The following is a 15799-nucleotide window of genomic DNA, read 5'->3' as shown; positions in this document are numbered from 1 at the left end:
GAGGCCACGCTATCCGCGCAGGCCGACAGCCACGCACCCAGGTCGGGCCGGACTCCTCCCCCCGGACCAATTCCTCTGGACCAATCGCCGACGGTTCCGAAGCGCCACCGCACGAACGACATGAACCCTCGTTTCGCCTGATCAGGTCACGCTGGAGGCGATACGTGAACCCGGCGTCGGCCGATCAGCCGATACGCGTGGAGGATGCGCGGGCGGACCGGCACCGGCGAGAAGAGCAGCACAGCACCACCCAGCACATCCGGCGACTGCACGCGGTCGTTCCCCTCACGCCTCTGGCCTCCACGGACTCACCTCCCCCGGCATCGGAACGCCGGTCATGAACCGGCTAACTCCCCGGACGCGACGGCCTTGAGGAAGTCGCTCCAGGCGGTGGGCGTGAAGACGAGAACCGCTCCGGTCCGGTTCTTCGAGTCACGTGCGAGCACAGCCCCGCCCCGTAAGGCGAGTTCGACGCAGTCGGATTCGTTCCCGCTGAAGCTGCTCTTGCGCCGAGTGCCCCGAATCGGGCCGCCAGACACGAACCAGCCGTGTGCCCCCTGCCGATACGGGACTCAGGTGGCGGGCGTGGCCTTGCGGCGGAGGCGGGCGCCTTTTTCCTGTGCCTGGGCGTTCAGGTCCTCCTGGAACGCCGTCATCCGGGCGCGGAGGTCCTCGTCGTGGGCGGCCAGGATGCGGGCGGCCAGCAGGCCCGCGTTGCGGGCGCCGGCCACGGAGACCGCGGCGACCGGGACGCCCGCGGGCATCTGGACGATGGACAGCAGGGAGTCCATGCCGTCGAGGTACTTCAGCGGGACCGGGACGCCGATGACCGGCAGCGGGGTGACGGAGGCGAGCATGCCCGGCAGGTGGGCCGCGCCGCCGGCGCCGGCGATGAGGGCGCGCAGGCCGCGGCCGGCGGCCTGCTCGCCGTAGGAGATCATCTCGCGCGGCATCCGGTGCGCGGAGACGACGTCGACCTCGTACGGGACCTCGAACTCGGCGAGTGCCTGCGCCGCCGCCTCCATGACCGGCCAGTCGGAGTCGGAGCCCATGACGATGCCGACCAGCGGGCCGTTCTCCGTGCTCATGCGATGCTCATTCCGTGATCGTCCCCCGCAGGTAGTCGGCGGCGTGGCGGGCGCGGGCGCGCACCTCGTCCAGGTCGTCGCCGTAGGTGTTGACGTGGCCGACCTTGCGGCCGGGCTTCACGTCCTTGCCGTACATGTGGATCTTCAGCCCCGGGTCCCGGGCCATGCAGTGCAGGTACGCCGGGTACATGTCGGGGTAGTCGCCGCCGAGGACGTTCGCCATCACCGTCCACGGGGCGCGCGGGCGCGGGTCGCCCAGCGGCAGGTCGAGCACGGCGCGTACGTGGTTGGCGAACTGCGAGGTGACGGCGCCGTCCTGGGTCCAGTGGCCGGAGTTGTGCGGGCGCATCGCCAGCTCGTTGACGAGGATCCGGGGCTCGCCGTCGGGGCCGGCCGCCTCGAACAGCTCCACCGCGAGGTGGCCCACGACGTCCAGCTCCATCGCGATCCTCAGCGCGAGCTGCTGCGTACGCACCGCGACCTCCGGGGCCAGCCCGGGCGCCGGCGCGAGGACCGTGTCGCAGACGCCGCCGACCTGGACGGACTCCACCACCGGGTACGCGACGGCCTGGCCGCTGGGCGAGCGGACGACGTTCGCGGCCAGCTCGCGGCGGAAGTCGACCAGTTCCTCGGCCAGCACCGGGACGCCTGCGCGGAACGGCTCCGCGGCGTCCTCCTCCGTACGTACGACCCACACGCCCTTGCCGTCGTACCCGCCGCGCACCGTCTTCAGCACGACCGGGAAGCCGCCCCCCTCGTCCGCGAAGCGCGCCACGTCCGCCGGGCCGGCCACGATCCGGTGCCGCGGGCAGGGGACGCCCAGCTCCGTCAGCCGGGCCCGCATCGCGCCCTTGTCCTGCGCGTAGACCAGGGCGTCCGGTCCCGGCCGGACCGCGACGCCCTCGGCCTGGAGAGCGCGCAGGTGCTCGGTCGGCACGTGCTCGTGGTCGAAGGTGATCACGTCGCAGCCGCGGGCGAACTCGCGCAGCGTGTCCAGGTCGCGGTGGTCACCGATGACGGTGTCACCCGCCACCAGGGCCGCGGAGTCCGTGGCGGTGCCGCTGAGGAGCTTGAACCTGATGCCGAGGGGGATGCCTGCCTGGTGGGTCATCCGGGCGAGCTGTCCCCCGCCGATCATGCCGACTACCGGGAATGTCACGCACCCCAGGGTATCGGCCGGGCGGGGCGGACCCGCCCCCTCCGTCGGCGGGCCCGGTTAGCATGAGGGCTCCGGCCCGCCCGGAGAAGACCAGGGCCAGGGGAACGCAACCGACCATCGGAGTCTGACGATCTTGAACAGTGCACGGCACCCGGGGGCATCGCGGCTGCGGCGCCTGAGCCGCGAAGTGGCCGAGTTCGCGGCCGTCGGGGGCGTCGGCGTCCTGGTCAACCTCGCGGTCTTCAACCTCGTGCGGAACACCACGGAGCTGCCCGTGGTCCGCTGCAGCATGATCGCGACGGCCGTCGCGATCGTCTTCAACTACATAGGCTTCCGGTACTTCACCTACCGCGACCGGGACAAGACCCGCCCGCCGCGCGAGTTCACGCTGTTCCTGGTCTTCAGCACCGCCGGGCTCGTCATCGAGAACGGCGTGCTGTACGTCGCCACGTACGGGTTCGACTGGGACACCCCGCTGCAGAACAACGTCTTCAAGTTCCTGGGCATCGGGGTGGCGTCGCTGTTCCGCTTCTGGTCCTACCGGAGCTGGGTGTTCCGCGCGGTGCCCGCGGCCCGGCCCGCCGCCGCGCCCCCGGAGGCCGGCGAAGCGGGCGACATAGCCGCGGCCCCTGAGGTACGGATCCCGGGCAGCCGGCGCAAGCCGCGGCAGCCCCGGGCGTCCCGGGAACAGGGTGAGCCGGATGAGCCGGGGGACCCGGAGGCGCGGGAAGAGGCGGTCGGAGCGCGGCGGTAGCGCCCGCGTTCCGTACGAGCCCCCACCGTTCCGTACGAGCCCTCCACCGTTCTGTACGAGCCCCCCACCGCCCCGTACGCCCGCTCAGTGGTCCTCGTGCTCCCGCGCGAGGAACAGCGCGAACGTCGTCGGCTTCTGCTGCACCAGCTCCAGCCGCCCCCCGTCCGCCTCCGCCAGGTCCCGGGCGACCGCCAGCCCCAGCCCCGTCGAGTTGCGCCCGCTGACCGTGCGCTCGAAGACCCGGGAGCCGAGGTCCGCGGGCACGCCAGGACCCTCGTCGGTGACCTCGGCCACCACCTGGTTGCCCGTGACCCGGGTGCGCAGCGCGACGGTCCCGGCGCCGTGCATCAGCGCGTTCTCGATCAGCGTCGCGAGCACCTGCGCCACCGCCCCCGGCGTGCCCACCGCGCGCAGGTCCTTCTTGCCGGAGCGGACGATCGCCCGCCCCTCGCCGCGGTACGCCGGCCGCCACTCCTCCAGCTGCTGCTTGACGACCTCGTCCAGGTCGAAGCCCATGCCCGAGCCGGCCTTGGGGTCCCGGGACTTGGTCAGCAGCCGCTGCACCACGTCCGTGAGCCGCTCCACCTGCGTGAGCGCGACCGCCGCCTCCTCCTTGACCGTCGCCGGGTCGTCCGTGAGGGCGATCTCCTCCAGCCGCATGGACAGCGCGGTCAGCGGCGTACGGAGCTGGTGGGAGGCGTCCGCGGCCAGCCGCCGCTCGGCGGTGAGCATCCGCGCGATCCGCTCCGCGCTGGCGTCCAGCACGTCGGCGACGCGGTCCAGCTCGGGGACGCCGTAGCGGCGGTGGCGGGTGCGCTGGTCGCCGGAGCCGAGCCGCTCCGCGGTCTCGGCGAGGTCGGTGAGCGGGGCGGTGAGGCGGTTGGCCTGGCGGACGGCGAGCAGCACGGCGGCGCCGACGGCGAGCAGCGCCACGGCGAAGATGATCAGCAGGGTCTGGCCCAGCTCGCCGTTGACCCGCTCGCGGGCCTCCATGACCGTGACCCGCTCGCCCCTGCTGCCGGTCTCGGTGACCTCGATGACCGAGCCCTCGGGCCGCTCCCCCATCTTGAGCGGCGGCCCGCCCGGCAGGTCCACCACCGCGTACCGCCCGTCGGTGACCTGCCCGGAGAGCGCCTGCCGGGTCACCCGCTCGTCGTCGGCGATCTTGCCTTCCACGACGCTGAACAGCCGGACCGCCTCGGACTGCACCCGGTCGTGCGCGGCGGCCTCGATGGTGCGGGTCTCGACGATGACGAGCGAGACGCCGAACACGGCGATGACGACGAGCACCACCGCGAGGGTGCTGTTGATGAGCCTTCTGCGCATGGCTGCCGGAGGCCGGGGGCGGCCGGCCTAGCTCTTCTCGAAGCGGAAGCCCACTCCGCGGACCGTGGCGATGTAGCGGGGGTTCGCGGCGTCGTCGCCGAGCTTCTTGCGCAGCCAGGAGATGTGCATGTCGAGCGTCTTCGTCGACGACCACCAGGTGGTGTCCCACACCTCGCGCATCAACTGCTCGCGCGTGACCACCCGGCCGGCGTCGCGCACCAGCACCCGCAGCAGGTCGAACTCCTTCGCCGTGAGCTGCAGTTCCTCGTCGCCGAGCCAGGCGCGGTGCGAGTCGGTGTCGATGCGTACGCCGTGGGTGGCCGGCGGCTGTGCCTCGGTGGAGCCGCGGCGCAGCAGGGCGCGGACCCGGGCGAGCAGCTCGGCGAGGCGGAAGGGCTTGGTGACGTAGTCGTCGGCGCCCGCGTCGAGGCCGACGACGGTGTCCACCTCGTCCGCGCGGGCGGTGAGCACCAGCACGGGGAAGCCGTGGCCGTCGGCGCGCAGCCGCCTGCACACCTCCAGGCCGTCGATGCCGGGCAGCCCCAGGTCGAGCACGAGGAGGTCGACGCCGCCGCGGAGCCCGGCACTGAGCGCCGTGGGACCGTCTTCCCGTACCTCCACCTCGTAGCCCTCCCGGCGCAGCGCGCGGGCCAGCGGTTCCGAGATGGCCGCGTCGTCCTCGGCCAGCAGTACTCGGGTCATGGTGCGATGGTAGACCTCCCGTCACCGAGAGTGCGCCGGTGGCGTCGGGTTCTCTCACCTCCCGGCACGCGGTCGAACGCGCCGGCGGGTCCCGTGCGCCGGTTCGCGCCGTCCCCGGACCGCGGGGCGGGGCGCCGCCGGATCGCGGGGCGGTGGGTTGTCGGCGACCATGAGGTCACCGGGCCGGCCGGTCCGCGGAGCGGCGGGTGCGAGGCGGGTGCGATGGCTGCGGTACGGGTCCGGTGGCGGCGGCGGCTCGTGGCCGCCGTGCTGGGGACCGCCGCGGCGCTCACGGCGGGGGTGGTGCAGCCGGCCGGGGTGACGGCGGAACGGGCGGCGCAGCGGGCGGCGGAGCGGCCGCCCGCGCGTACGGCGGAGCCGCGGGACGGCGCAGAGGAGGCGCTGCGGAGCAGCGTCCGGGCGTACGGGGCGCATCCGCGCCAGCGGGTCACCGTCCACTGGCAGCCGCGGCGGGCCCTCCGCGGCGGGCTCGTCATCCTGCACGGCGGCTACTGGTCGTACGACACCGACTGGGACGCCTGGGCCCGGGCCTTCGCGCGCCGCGGCTACGCGGTCTTCGACGCCGGCTACCGCCTCACCCCCCACGTGCCGTGGCCGGCGCAGCGCGACGACGTGCTGGCGGCGCTGCGGTGGGTGCGGACGCACGCCGCGCGGTACGACGTGGATCCGGCGCGGGTGGGGGTGCTGGGCTCGTCGGCGGGCGGGCAGCTCGCCGTCGCCGCCGCCACGTACGGCGCGGGGGGTTCGCGCACCGCCGGGGTGGTGGCGCTGTCGCCGGTGGCGTCGCCGTACCGGGCCTGGCTCGACGGCGGGGCGCCGGGTGCGACCGCGGCGGGGCGGCGGCTGCGGGCGAGCGCGGAGCGGCTGGCGGGCTGCGTACCGGACGGGACGCCGACGGTGTCGGCGGACCCGGCCTGCCGGCGGGCGTGGTGGTCGCTGGATCCGCGGAGCGGGGCGTCCGGGCGGGACGACGCCCCGATGCTGCTGCTGCACTCGGCGGACGACTTCGTGCCGGCGTACCACTCGGCTGCGGTGGCGGTGGCGGAGCGGGCGCGCGGGATGCCGGCGGCGGACGTGCGGGTGCGGGTGGTGCCCGGCAGCGCGCACGGCATGCGGCTGCTGACGGAGCCGGGGGTGGTCGGGGAGATCGAGGGGTGGCTGCGGGGGCGGATCGGCTAGCCGTACGCGGCGGGCGACGGCGGGCGGCATCCGGCTCGTACGGACTGCGGCGGGGGACGGGTACGGCCGGCGGCGGGCGGGTCGTACGAAGGGGCAAGCGGGTCGTACGGAGAACGGGCGCCGGTGCGTACGACGGGCTACAGCGGCGCCGACAGCTCCGCCCACACCGTCTTGCCCGCCGCTCCCGCCTCCCGCTGCACGCCCCAGTCGAGGCACAGCCGCTGCACGATGAACATCCCGTGCCCGCCCGGCCTGCTGGCCCGGTGCGGCGTGCGCGGCTCCGGCGTGCCCGTGCCCGAGTCGCTGACCTCCAGGCGCAGCACCTTCCCCGCCGTACGCAGCCGCAGCTCGTCCGGTCCGCCGCCGTGCAGGCAGGCGTTCGTCACCAGCTCCGAGACGACGAGCAGGACGTCCTCGGCCGCCGCGCGCTGCTCTGCGCTGGCCGCGGGCAGCCAGCCCCAGTCCTCCAGCGCCCGGCGGGCGAAGTCGCGGGCGCGGGGGACCATGCCGCTGGCGCCGACGAGCCGCAGCCGGCGGACCTGTCCCGAGGGGGCGGGCTCGTCCGCGGGGGCGGGTGGGGCCGCGGCACCGTCGTCCGGGCGCGCGGGCGCGGCGGCGCCACTGCCGGCCTCGCCCTCGGGCGGCAGCGCGCCCGGCGGCAACGACCTGAAGCTCATCGCCTCACGCCACCCCCTTCGCGCAACCGCACGCCCGTTCGCGCACCCCGTCCGCGCATTCGTGCCCTTCCTGCCCGTTCCAGAAGTTTCGCCAGGGCTTCTGCCCTGCGAGATCGCGGAAACACCCCCGAGTTTCCCCGGGACGCTGTGACGCGCATCACCCGTCGCACGGGTCCCACCCGGTATCCGGCGACCGGGGGTCACTCCGCGAGAGCGGCTTCCAGGGTGTCGTGCAGGGAGAAGACCTGCTCCGCACCCGTGATCTCGAAGACCCTGGCAACCACCGGCTGCAGCCCCGCGAGGTGCACGGCGCCGCCGTCCGCCTCCGCCTTGAGGCGGGCGCCGAGGAGCACGTTCAGCCCGGTCGAGTCGCAGAACTCCAGGCGCGTGCAGTCGAGTACGAGCCGGCTGCGGCCGCCGGCGATACATCGCTCCAGCGGCTCCCGCAGCACCTCGGCCGTGTGGTAATCGAGTTCACCCGCAGGTGTGAGGACAGCGCTCCCGCCATGGACCCGCACGTCGACGTGCAGTCGGCCGCGGCTCGGGCTTCCGGCGGTTCCGGCGTCCATGCGCGCTTGTCTCCTGACCTTCGGAATAGTCGTGCAATGCAGGTCCGACCCTACGCCTTTGGTCACACGTTCGGCACCCGAACAACCAACATAATAGGGCAAATATGGACACCCGATTCTTGCACCGGAGGGAAGAAGGGGGTAGGCCTAGAGGCACTCACAACACGTGGCTATGGGAGGCGCCGCAGACCACAGCGGACAGGTAATGGCATCGGCAGCCACATGCCGAGAACGTTGGAGGACAAATGTCACCCCGGCTCGACGCCGCGGCGAGCACGCCGCCGGCACGACCCCACGCCGAGCACGGCGACGACCACACAGGGCACCACGGCGAGGAAGCCGCGGAAGCGACCCCCGAGGACACCGCGGCGGCCCCTTTCACCGGGACCATCGACGAGCTGGAGGGCATCGCCTTCGACGAGGTGGCCCCCGGGGACGCGCGGGCGATGTCGAAGACGCTCTTCGACCGGCTCGGCACCCTCGAAGAGGGCACCCACGAGTACTCGTACGTCCGCAACACCCTGATCGAACTCAACCTGGCGCTGGTGAAGTTCGCCGCCTCCCGGTTCCGCTCGCGCAGCGAGCCGATGGAGGACATCATCCAGGTCGGCACGATCGGGCTCATCAAGGCGATCGACCGCTTCGAGCCCACCCGCGGCGTGGAGTTCCCCACCTTCGCGATGCCGACGATCATCGGCGAGATCAAGCGCTTCTTCCGCGACACCTCCTGGTCCGTACGCGTCCCGCGGCGGCTGCAGGAGCTGCGCCTCGACCTGGCGAAGGCGGGCGACGAGCTGGCTCAGCAGCTCGACCGCGCCCCCACGGTCGACGAGCTGGCCGAACGGCTGGACATCGGCCGGGAGGAGGTCGTCGAGGGCATGGCCGCCTCGAACGCCTACACCGCCAGCTCGCTGGACGCGCAGCCCGAGGAGGACGACTCCGAGAGCACCCTCGCGGACCGCATCGGCTACGAGGACCACGGGCTGGAGGGCATCGAGTACGTCGAGTCCCTCAAGCCGCTGATAGCGGAGCTGGCGCCGCGCGACCGGAAGATCCTCTCGCTGCGCTTCGTGGCGAACATGACCCAGTCGGAGATCGGCGAGGAGCTGGGCATCTCGCAGATGCACGTCTCGCGGCTGCTGTCGCGCACGCTGGTACGGCTGCGCAAGGGCCTGATGGCCGAGGACTAGGCCGCACCCGGCCGGGCATCCGGCCGATGACCGGACCGAGAGCCGCCTCCCCGGGTTTCCGGGGAGGCGGTGCCATGATCGGCTCATGGCCTCCCCCCGGCGGCGGCCCGGCCGCCCCGCCCCGGTGCTCGCCCTGCTCACGGCGCTGGCGCTGGCGTGGACGGGCGCGTGCGGGACGCCTGACGGGGACGGGCCGGAGCCGCCAGGCGGCGGCGCTTCGTACGGACCGGACCCCGCCGGCGACGAGTGGAGCCCCTGCCCGCTGACGGGCATGGAGCGGCGCGAGTGCCGCGGCGTCACCGTGCCCGTCGGCGGCGGCAGTCCCGAGACCCTGCGCCTGGCACTCTCGCGCCTGCCCGCCCGCGACCCCGACCGCCGCATCGGCGCGCTCGTCCTCGCACCCGGCGGGCCGGGCCTGTCGGGCCTCCAGGAGGCCGTCTCCGCCGGCGTCGACTACCCGCGGGCGCTGCGCGACCGGTTCGACATCGTCGGCTACGACCGCCGCGGCACCGGCCGCAGCCACCGCGTCGACTGCGGCGAGCCCCGCGGCGCCCTGGACCGCCTCGGCGCCGCGCGCAGCCTGCGGCTCGTCAGGGACGTCGGCGCCGTTGACGCCGCCGCCCGCGACTACGTCGAGGGCTGCCGCCTCTCCCACGGCCCGCTGCTGGCCCGCCTCGGCTCCCGCGCCGGCGCGACGGATCTGGAACGGGTCCGCCGCGCGCTGGGCGAGGAGCGGATCAGCCTGCTGCTGCACTCCTACGCCACCGTCGCCGGCCAGGTCTACGTCACCCGTCACCCGGAGCGGGTGCGCGCGGCGGTCTTCGACGGGGTCGTCGACCCGGACCGGCCGGGCACGTCCTATGTACTGAGGACCCTGCACACCCGCCAGGAGCTGGACGACGAGCAGGTCCCCGAGCCGACGGCCAGGGCCGTACCGAAGGAGGTGCCGCCCGACGTGCGGGCGGCGTTCGACGAGCTGGACCCGGGGCCGCCGCCGCTCGCGCTCTTCCTCGGCGTGCACTGCACGGACTTCCGGTGGCCGGGGAACCTGCGCGCGCTCCTGCGGGAGCTGGACGACGCGGACGAGGCGCGGTGGCGTACGCGGACGGTGGCGCGCGACTACGCGCCCTGCGTGCACTGGCCGGGGCGCGGGGAGCCGCTGGGCGCGGTCCGCCCGGCGGGCGGTGACGGGGGCTACGGCGCGGCGGACGGGGCGGACCTGCTGCTGGTCAACAGCGAGGACGACATCCGCACGCCGGCGGCCGGCGCGGAGCGGGTCGCGATGCGGTTCCGGGCGCCGCTGCTGACGGTGCCCGGCGGGCGGCACGGGCTGGTGGGCTTCGGCAACGAGTGCGCGGAGCGCGCGGCGGTGGACCACCTGACGGCACGCCCCGCGGCGGACCCCCCGGACGCCCGCCTCGGTTGCTGACGGGAAGGGTCCCTCCCGGCTGCCGCCGTCTGTTGCCGACAGGCGCGCTCTCCCGCCGTCGCCCGCCTCAGTTGCCGCCCGCGCCGGGCAGCCGCTCCCCCCGCCGCCACACCTCCGCCACCAGCGGCACCCCCGGCCGGTACGCCAGGTGCACGTGGCTCGGTGCGTCCAGCAGCGCCGCGTCCGCCCGCGCGCCCGGCGCGAGGCGGCCCACGTCCGTGCGCCGCAGCGCCGCCGCGCCGCCCGCCGTCGCGGACCACACCGCCTCGTCCGGCGTCATGCCCATCTCCCGTACCGCGACGGCCACGCAGAACGGCATGGAGCTGGTGAACGACGAGCCCGGGTTGCAGTCCGTCGACAGCGCCACCGTCGCGCCCGCGTCCAGCACCCGCCGCACGTCCGGGTAGACCGCCCGCGTCGAGAACTCGCAGCCCGGCAGGAACGTCGCCACCGTCGCCCCCGACGCCAGCGCGGCCACGTCCGCGTCGCTCAGGTGCGTCAGGTGGTCGGCCGACGCCGCCTCCAGCTCGACGGCGAGCTGCACGCCCGGCCCGTACGACAGCTGGTTGGCGTGCACCCGCGGGGTCAGGCCGCGCGCCTTGCCCGCGGTGAGGACCGCCCGCGCCTGGTCGCCGTCGAAGGCGCCCTTCTCGCAGAAGACGTCGATCCACCGCGCGTACGGCGCGCAGGCGTCGAGCATCTCGCCGGTGACCAGGTCGACGTACGCGGCCGGATCGTCCGCGTACTCCGGCGCGACGACATGGGCACCGAGGTACGTGACCTCCTCCACCCCCGCGACCTGCTCCGCCGCGACCCGCAGCGCCCGCGACTCGTCCGCCGCCGTCAGGCCGTAGCCGGACTTGGTCTCCAGCGTCGTCGTGCCCTGGCGGAGCATCTCGCGGACGAACCGGGCGAGGTTCGCCGCCAGTTCCGCGTCGGTGGCGGCGCGGGTGGCGGCGACCGTCGTACGGATGCCGCCCGCAGTGTAGGGGCGGCCGGACATCCGGGCGGCGAACTCCCGGGTGCGGTCGCCGGCGAAGAGGAGGTGGGAGTGCGAGTCGACGAAGCCCGGGAGCAGCGCCCGGCCCGCCGCGTCGTACGCCGTGTCCGCGGCCGGCGCCGCACCGGTCGCGCCGACCCAGGCGACGCGGTCGCCCTCGAAGACGACGGCCGCGTCCGCCAGCAGCCCGAGCGGGCCGTCCCCGAGCGCCGGGTCGTTGGTGACGAGGCTGCCGATGTTGACGACGGCTGTGGCTGCGGCGGTGGTTGCGGCGGTCATGGTCCTGCCCTCGTGGGTCGGTTGGGTGCCGGGTCGGGTTCGGGAGTCAGCCGCGCAGCGCCCCGACGGCCGCCGCGAGCGCCCCCGGGACGTCCTCCACGAGCGCGTGCACCCCGTCCCGTACGACGTGCCGGCCCGCCACCACCGTGTGCCGCACGTCCGCGGCCGTCGCCGCGAACACCGCCGTCTCCGCGCCGAGCCGCGGCATGGCGCCCGCCGTGCGCACGCTGTCCAGCGCCACGGTGGTGAAGTCCGCGAGCCCGCCCGGCTCCAGCCGGGCCGGGGCGTCCCAGCCGAGGGCGGCGTAGCCGCCCTCGGTGGCGGCGCGCAGCAGGTGGTGGGCGGTCCAGTGGCCGCGGCGGCGGGTGCGCAGCCGCTCGTTCAGCTCCAGCGCCCGCGTCTCCTCGAAGAGGTCGACCACGGCGTGGCTGTCGCTGCCGAGGGACAGCGGGCTGCCCGCCCGCTCCACGGCCACGGCGGGGCCGATGCCGTCGGCGAGGTCGCGTTCGGTGGTGGGGCACATGCACACGCCGGTGCCGCTGCGGCCGAGGAGGGCGATGTCGTCGGCGGTGAGGTGGGTGGCGTGGACGGCGGTGGTGCGGCGGCCGAGGACGCCGTGGTCGGCGAGGAGGCGGGCGGGGGTGACGCCGTGGGCGGCGGCGCACGCCTCGTTCTCGGCGGGCTGCTCGGAGAGGTGGACGTGGAGCGGGGCGCGGCGGTCGGCGGCCCAGGCGGCGACGGTGGCGAGCTGGCCGGCGGGGACGGCGCGCACGGAGTGGACGGCGGCACCGATGCGGGTGGTGCCGCCGGGGTCTGCCGCATCGGCGGTGTCGGCGGCGTCGGATCCGGAACCGCTGCCGGCGCCGTCGGCGGCGAGCGCCGCCGCGCGTTCCGCCCACGCCTCGGCGTCGCCGTCGCTGAAGCGCACCTGGTGCCGCCCCGGCGGCTCCCCGAAGCCGCCGGCCAGGTACGCGGTGTCGAGCAGCGTCAGCCGGATCCCGGCCGCCGCGGCGGCGGCGATCAGGGCGCGGCCCATGGCGTTGGGGTCGTCGTAGCGGGCGCCGCCGGGGGCGTGGTGGACGTAGTGGAACTCGCCGGCGCAGGTGATCCCGGCGAGCGCCATCTCGGCGTAGACGGCGCGGGCGAGGTCGTAGTACGTGTCGGGGGTGAGCCGGTCGGCGACGTCGTACATCACCTCGCGCCACGTCCAGAACGTGCCGGAGCCGACCTGGACGGTGCCGCGCAGGGCTCGGTGGAAGGCGTGGCTGTGGGCGTTCGCCAGGCCGGGCAGGGTGAGGCCGCGCAGGACGGTGGCGCCCGGCGGCGGCGCGCCGGCCCCGGTCCGTACCGCGGCGAGCAGCCCGCCGGACGCCGCCGCCTCCAGGACGACGCCGGGTTCGACCACGCCGCCGACCCACGCCTGCTCCGCCCAGTACGTCGTCACGCGGCCCCTTCCGTTCGCTGTGCCGCGTCCCCTTCTCCGGCCAGGTCCGCGAGCACGTCCGCCAGCGCCCGTACGCCCGCCGCGCAGTCGTCCTCGTCCGCCGACTCGGCCGGTGCGTGCGAGACGCCCGTCGGATTCCGTACGTACAGCATGGCCGCCGGCACCGCGCCCGACAGGATTCCGGCGTCGTGTCCCGCACCCGTCGGGAGCAGGGGCGCGCCGCCGAGGCGCGCGGCGAGGCGGTCGCGCAGGGCGTCGTCGAAGTCCACGACGGGTGTCAGCGACTCGCGGGTGACCTCCACCGCGGTGCCGTCGCGTCCGGCGCGCTCGCGGGCGGCCTGCTCGACGGCGGCGACGAGGGTGTGCAGGGCTTCCTCGTCGGCGGCGCGGGAGTCGAGCCAGCCGCGGACGAGCGCGGGGATGGCGTTGACGCCGTTGGGCTCGACGGCGACCTTGCCGAAGGTGGCGCGGGCGCCGGCCTGCGCGGCCTTCTTGCGGGCGGAGAGCACCGTGTGCGCGTAGGTCAGCATCGGGTCGCGGCGGTCCTCCATGCGGGTCGTGCCCGCGTGGTTGGCCTCGCCGCGGAAGTCGAACCGCCAGCGGCCGTGCGGCCAGATCGCCGACGCCACGCCCACCCCGTGGTCCGTACCGGCGAGCGCCACGCCCTGCTCGACGTGCAGCTCGACGAAGGCGCCGATACGCGCGAGCCGCTCGGGGTCGGGGCCGATCGCACCGGGGTCGTGGCCCGCGCGCTCCATGGCCCGCGGCAGGGTGACGCCGTCGGCGTCGCGCAGTTCGTGCGCGTCGGCGGCGGACAGCTGCCCGGCGGTGAGGCGGGAGCCGACGCAGGCCAGGCCGAAGCGGGCGCCTTCCTCGTCGCCGAAGTTGACGACGCCGAGGGGGCGGGCGGGGCGGGCGCCGCGGGCGCGCAGCTCGTCGAGGGCGGCGAAGGCGGAGACGACGCCGAGAGGGCCGTCGAAGGCGCCGCCGTCGGGTACGGAGTCGAGGTGGGAGCCGGTGACGACGGCGCCGCCGGCGGCGGGGTCGCCGAGCCAGGCCCACTGGTTGCCGTTGCGGTCGGTCTCGTACGCGAGCCCGCGGGCCTCGGCCTGCGCCCGGAACCAGGCCCGGCAGTCGGTGTCGGCGGCCGTCCACGCGAACCGGCGGTAGCCGCCGGAGGGCGCGTACCGCCCGAGGGGGCGCAGCTCGCGCCACATCTCCTGGAACGAGGACGGGCTCACGGCGCGGTGTCGCCTTCCCGCATCGGTACGCGCACGCCGCGCTCCGCCGCGATCTCCTCGGCCCGCTCGTAGCCCGCGTCGACGTGCCGGATGACGCCCATGCCCGGGTCGTTGGTCAGCACCCGGCGGATCTTCTCGCCCGCGAGCGCCGTGCCGTCGGCGACGGTGACCTGGCCGGCGTGCAGCGAGCGGCCCATGCCGACGCCGCCGCCGTGGTGGATGGAGACCCAGGACGCGCCGGAGGCGACGTTGACCATCGCGTTGAGCAGCGGCCAGTCGGCGATGGCGTCGGAGCCGTCGCGCATGGCCTCGGTCTCGCGGTACGGGGACGCCACCGAGCCGCAGTCGAGGTGGTCCCGGCCGATGGCCAGCGGGGCGGCCAGCTCGCCGCTCGCCACCATGTCGTTGAACCGCTCGCCGGCCCGGTCGCGCTCGCCGTAGCCGAGCCAGCAGATGCGGGCGGGCAGGCCCTGGAAGTGCACGCGCTCGCCGGCCAGCCGGATCCAGCGGGCCAGCGACTCGTTCTCGGGGAAGAGGTCGAGGATGGCGCGGTCGGTGGCGGCGATGTCTGCGGGGTCGCCGGAGAGCGCGGCCCAGCGGAAGGGGCCCTTGCCCTCGCTGAACAGGGGGCGGATGTAGGCGGGTACGAAGCCGGGGAAGTCGAAGGCGCGCGCGTAGCCGGCGAGCCTGGCCTCGCCGCGGATGGAGTTGCCGTAGTCGAAGACCTCGGCGCCGGCGTCCTGGAAGCCGACCATGGCCTCGACGTGCCGGGCCATCGACTCGCGGGCGCGGGCGGTGAAGTCGGCGGGCTTCTCGGCGGCGTACGCGGCCATGTCGGCGAAGTCGACGCCGAGGGGGAGGTACGCGAGCGGGTCGTGGGCGGAGGTCTGGTCGGTGACGATGTCGATGGGCGCGCCCTCCGCGAGCAGCCGCGGCACCAGCTCGGCGGCGTTGCCGAGGACGCCGACGGACAGCGGGCGGCGGGCGTCGCGGGCCTCGGTGGCCAGCCGCAGGGCGTGTTCGGGGCTGTCGGCCTTCGCGTCGAGGTAGCCGTGCTCCAGGCGCCGTTCGATGCGGGAGGGGTCGCACTCGATGCACAGGGCGACGCCGTCGTTCATGGTGACGGCGAGCGGCTGGGCGCCGCCCATGCCGCCGAGTCCCGCGGTCAGGGTGAGGGTCCCGGCGAGCGTGCCGCCGAACCTCTTCGCGGCGACGGCGGCGAAGGTCTCGTACGTGCCCTGGAGGATGCCCTGCGTGCCGATGTAGATCCACGAACCGGCGGTCATCTGGCCGTACATGGTCAGCCCCAGGGCCTCCAGCCTGCGGAACTCCTCCCAGGTGGCCCAGTCGCCGACGAGGTTGCTGTTGGCGATGAGGACGCGGGGGGCCCACTCGTGGGTCTGCATGACGCCGACGGGGCGGCCGGACTGGACCAGCATCGTCTCGTCCGGGCCGAGGGTGGTGAGCGTACGCACCATGGCGTCGAAGGAGTCCCAGTCGCGGGCGGCCTTGCCGGTGCCGCCGTAGACGACGAGCTTGTCGGGGTGCTCGGCGACCTCGGGGTCGAGGTTGTTCTGCAGCATCCGCAGGGCGGCCTCCTGCTGCCATCCGCGGGCGCTGGGCTGGGTGCCGCGCGGCGCCCGCACGGGTCGGGGTCCTGCCATGCCTGCCTCCTGGCGCGCCATCCGTCCTGAATGAACAGAAACACATCCTGACGCGACTGAATTACCCTAGTCAAGAC

Annotated in this window: 15 protein-coding genes; 4 read left to right on the top strand and 11 right to left on the bottom strand. The window is 74.9% G+C overall.

The window, feature by feature from the left end; all coding sequences use genetic code 11:
• Positions 1 to 335: 335 nt before the first annotated feature.
• From LG396_RS33645 to LG396_RS33635, 3 genes are read right to left on the bottom strand one after another with little or no spacing between them, the layout of a single operon-like run.
• Positions 336 to 539, bottom strand: coding sequence for a DUF397 domain-containing protein (locus tag LG396_RS33645; protein ID WP_308190148.1), 204 nt, complete (start codon positions 537 to 539; stop codon positions 336 to 338).
• A 33-nt stretch (positions 540 to 572) separates the two neighbouring features.
• Positions 573 to 1088 (bottom strand): 5-(carboxyamino)imidazole ribonucleotide mutase, encoded by a 516-nt coding sequence (gene purE / locus LG396_RS33640; RefSeq protein WP_225797654.1) that lies wholly within the window; start codon positions 1086 to 1088, stop codon positions 573 to 575.
• Positions 1089 to 1095: 7 nt separating this feature from the next.
• Positions 1096 to 2247, bottom strand: a complete 1152-nt coding sequence (locus LG396_RS33635; RefSeq protein WP_078524079.1) for a 5-(carboxyamino)imidazole ribonucleotide synthase — start codon at positions 2245 to 2247, stop codon at positions 1096 to 1098.
• 133 nt (positions 2248 to 2380) lie between these two features.
• Here LG396_RS33635 and LG396_RS33630 point away from each other — a divergent pair, with 133 nt between their 5' ends.
• Positions 2381 to 3001: a GtrA family protein gene (locus LG396_RS33630; protein WP_225797653.1), complete on the top strand. Its 621-nt coding sequence runs from the start codon at positions 2381 to 2383 to the stop codon at positions 2999 to 3001.
• An 84-nt stretch (positions 3002 to 3085) separates the two neighbouring features.
• On the opposite strand, the gene LG396_RS33625 is transcribed toward LG396_RS33630, so the two are convergent.
• The gene (locus LG396_RS33625; protein WP_225797652.1) at positions 3086 to 4327 is read right to left on the bottom strand and encodes a sensor histidine kinase; all 1242 of its coding nucleotides are present in this window, start codon (positions 4325 to 4327) and stop codon (positions 3086 to 3088) included.
• Between the two features lie 27 nt (positions 4328 to 4354).
• Entirely contained in the window at positions 4355 to 5029 is a 675-nt protein-coding gene (locus tag LG396_RS33620) for a response regulator transcription factor (protein ID WP_018838328.1), read from the bottom strand.
• Positions 5030 to 5251: 222 nt separating this feature from the next.
• Here LG396_RS33620 and LG396_RS33615 point away from each other — a divergent pair, with 222 nt between their 5' ends.
• Positions 5252 to 6229, top strand: a complete 978-nt coding sequence (locus LG396_RS33615) for an alpha/beta hydrolase fold domain-containing protein (RefSeq protein WP_225797651.1) — start codon at positions 5252 to 5254, stop codon at positions 6227 to 6229.
• Between the two features lie 137 nt (positions 6230 to 6366).
• Here the strand turns inward: LG396_RS33615 and LG396_RS33610 are convergent, their stop codons facing one another.
• Positions 6367 to 6906: an ATP-binding protein gene (locus tag LG396_RS33610; protein WP_225797650.1), complete on the bottom strand. Its 540-nt coding sequence runs from the start codon at positions 6904 to 6906 to the stop codon at positions 6367 to 6369.
• 200 nt (positions 6907 to 7106) lie between these two features.
• The gene (locus LG396_RS33605; RefSeq protein WP_018838331.1) at positions 7107 to 7475 is read right to left on the bottom strand and encodes an STAS domain-containing protein; all 369 of its coding nucleotides are present in this window, start codon (positions 7473 to 7475) and stop codon (positions 7107 to 7109) included.
• A 245-nt stretch (positions 7476 to 7720) separates the two neighbouring features.
• Between LG396_RS33605 and LG396_RS33600 the strand changes: the two genes are divergently transcribed.
• Complete coding sequence (locus LG396_RS33600; RefSeq protein ID WP_225797649.1) at positions 7721 to 8665, top strand: RNA polymerase sigma factor SigF; 945 nt, start codon at positions 7721 to 7723, stop codon at positions 8663 to 8665.
• An 85-nt stretch (positions 8666 to 8750) separates the two neighbouring features.
• Positions 8751 to 10094, top strand: a complete 1344-nt coding sequence (locus tag LG396_RS33595) for an alpha/beta fold hydrolase (RefSeq protein ID WP_225797648.1) — start codon at positions 8751 to 8753, stop codon at positions 10092 to 10094.
• 67 nt (positions 10095 to 10161) lie between these two features.
• Here the strand turns inward: LG396_RS33595 and hutI are convergent, their stop codons facing one another.
• From hutI to hutU, 4 genes are read right to left on the bottom strand one after another with little or no spacing between them, the layout of a single operon-like run.
• Positions 10162 to 11373, bottom strand: a complete 1212-nt coding sequence (gene hutI, locus LG396_RS33590) for an imidazolonepropionase (protein WP_225797647.1) — start codon at positions 11371 to 11373, stop codon at positions 10162 to 10164.
• 46 nt (positions 11374 to 11419) lie between these two features.
• Positions 11420 to 12817 (bottom strand): formimidoylglutamate deiminase, encoded by a 1398-nt coding sequence (locus LG396_RS33585; protein WP_225797646.1) that lies wholly within the window; start codon positions 12815 to 12817, stop codon positions 11420 to 11422.
• Complete coding sequence (locus LG396_RS33580; RefSeq protein WP_225797673.1) at positions 12814 to 14034, bottom strand: allantoate amidohydrolase; 1221 nt, start codon at positions 14032 to 14034, stop codon at positions 12814 to 12816. Before LG396_RS33580 ends, LG396_RS33585 begins: the two co-directional genes overlap by 4 nt.
• Before the next feature lie 20 nt (positions 14035 to 14054).
• On the bottom strand, positions 14055 to 15722 hold the full coding sequence (gene hutU, locus LG396_RS33575) for a urocanate hydratase (RefSeq protein WP_225797645.1): 1668 nt from the start codon (positions 15720 to 15722) through the stop codon (positions 14055 to 14057).
• Between the last annotated feature and the right edge of the window lie 77 nt (positions 15723 to 15799).

This window comes from Streptomyces aculeolatus (assembly GCF_020400605.1).
GTDB lineage: Bacteria > Actinomycetota > Actinomycetes > Streptomycetales > Streptomycetaceae > Streptomyces > Streptomyces aculeolatus.
Note: the sequence above shows the minus strand (reverse complement) of the source record. Positions and strands in the feature narration are given on the sequence as shown.

What these genes read in the sequence shown, in the direction of transcription:
- LG396_RS33625 (WP_225797652.1), bottom strand. Translation starts at nt 4,327, where the DNA reads ATGCGCAGAAGGCTCATCAACAGCACCCTCGCGGTGGTGCTCGTCGTC.
- purE (WP_225797654.1), bottom strand. Translation starts at nt 1,088, where the DNA reads ATGAGCACGGAGAACGGCCCGCTGGTCGGCATCGTCATGGGCTCCGAC.
- hutI (WP_225797647.1), bottom strand. Translation starts at nt 11,373, where the DNA reads ATGACCGCCGCAACCACCGCCGCAGCCACAGCCGTCGTCAACATCGGC.
- LG396_RS33610 (WP_225797650.1), bottom strand. Translation starts at nt 6,906, where the DNA reads ATGAGCTTCAGGTCGTTGCCGCCGGGCGCGCTGCCGCCCGAGGGCGAG.
- LG396_RS33595 (WP_225797648.1), top strand. Translation starts at nt 8,751, where the DNA reads ATGGCCTCCCCCCGGCGGCGGCCCGGCCGCCCCGCCCCGGTGCTCGCC.
- LG396_RS33605 (WP_018838331.1), bottom strand. Translation starts at nt 7,475, where the DNA reads ATGGACGCCGGAACCGCCGGAAGCCCGAGCCGCGGCCGACTGCACGTC.
- LG396_RS33615 (WP_225797651.1), top strand. Translation starts at nt 5,252, where the DNA reads ATGGCTGCGGTACGGGTCCGGTGGCGGCGGCGGCTCGTGGCCGCCGTG.
- LG396_RS33600 (WP_225797649.1), top strand. Translation starts at nt 7,721, where the DNA reads ATGTCACCCCGGCTCGACGCCGCGGCGAGCACGCCGCCGGCACGACCC.
- hutU (WP_225797645.1), bottom strand. Translation starts at nt 15,722, where the DNA reads ATGGCAGGACCCCGACCCGTGCGGGCGCCGCGCGGCACCCAGCCCAGC.
- LG396_RS33620 (WP_018838328.1), bottom strand. Translation starts at nt 5,029, where the DNA reads ATGACCCGAGTACTGCTGGCCGAGGACGACGCGGCCATCTCGGAACCG.
- LG396_RS33580 (WP_225797673.1), bottom strand. Translation starts at nt 14,034, where the DNA reads ATGTGGCGCGAGCTGCGCCCCCTCGGGCGGTACGCGCCCTCCGGCGGC.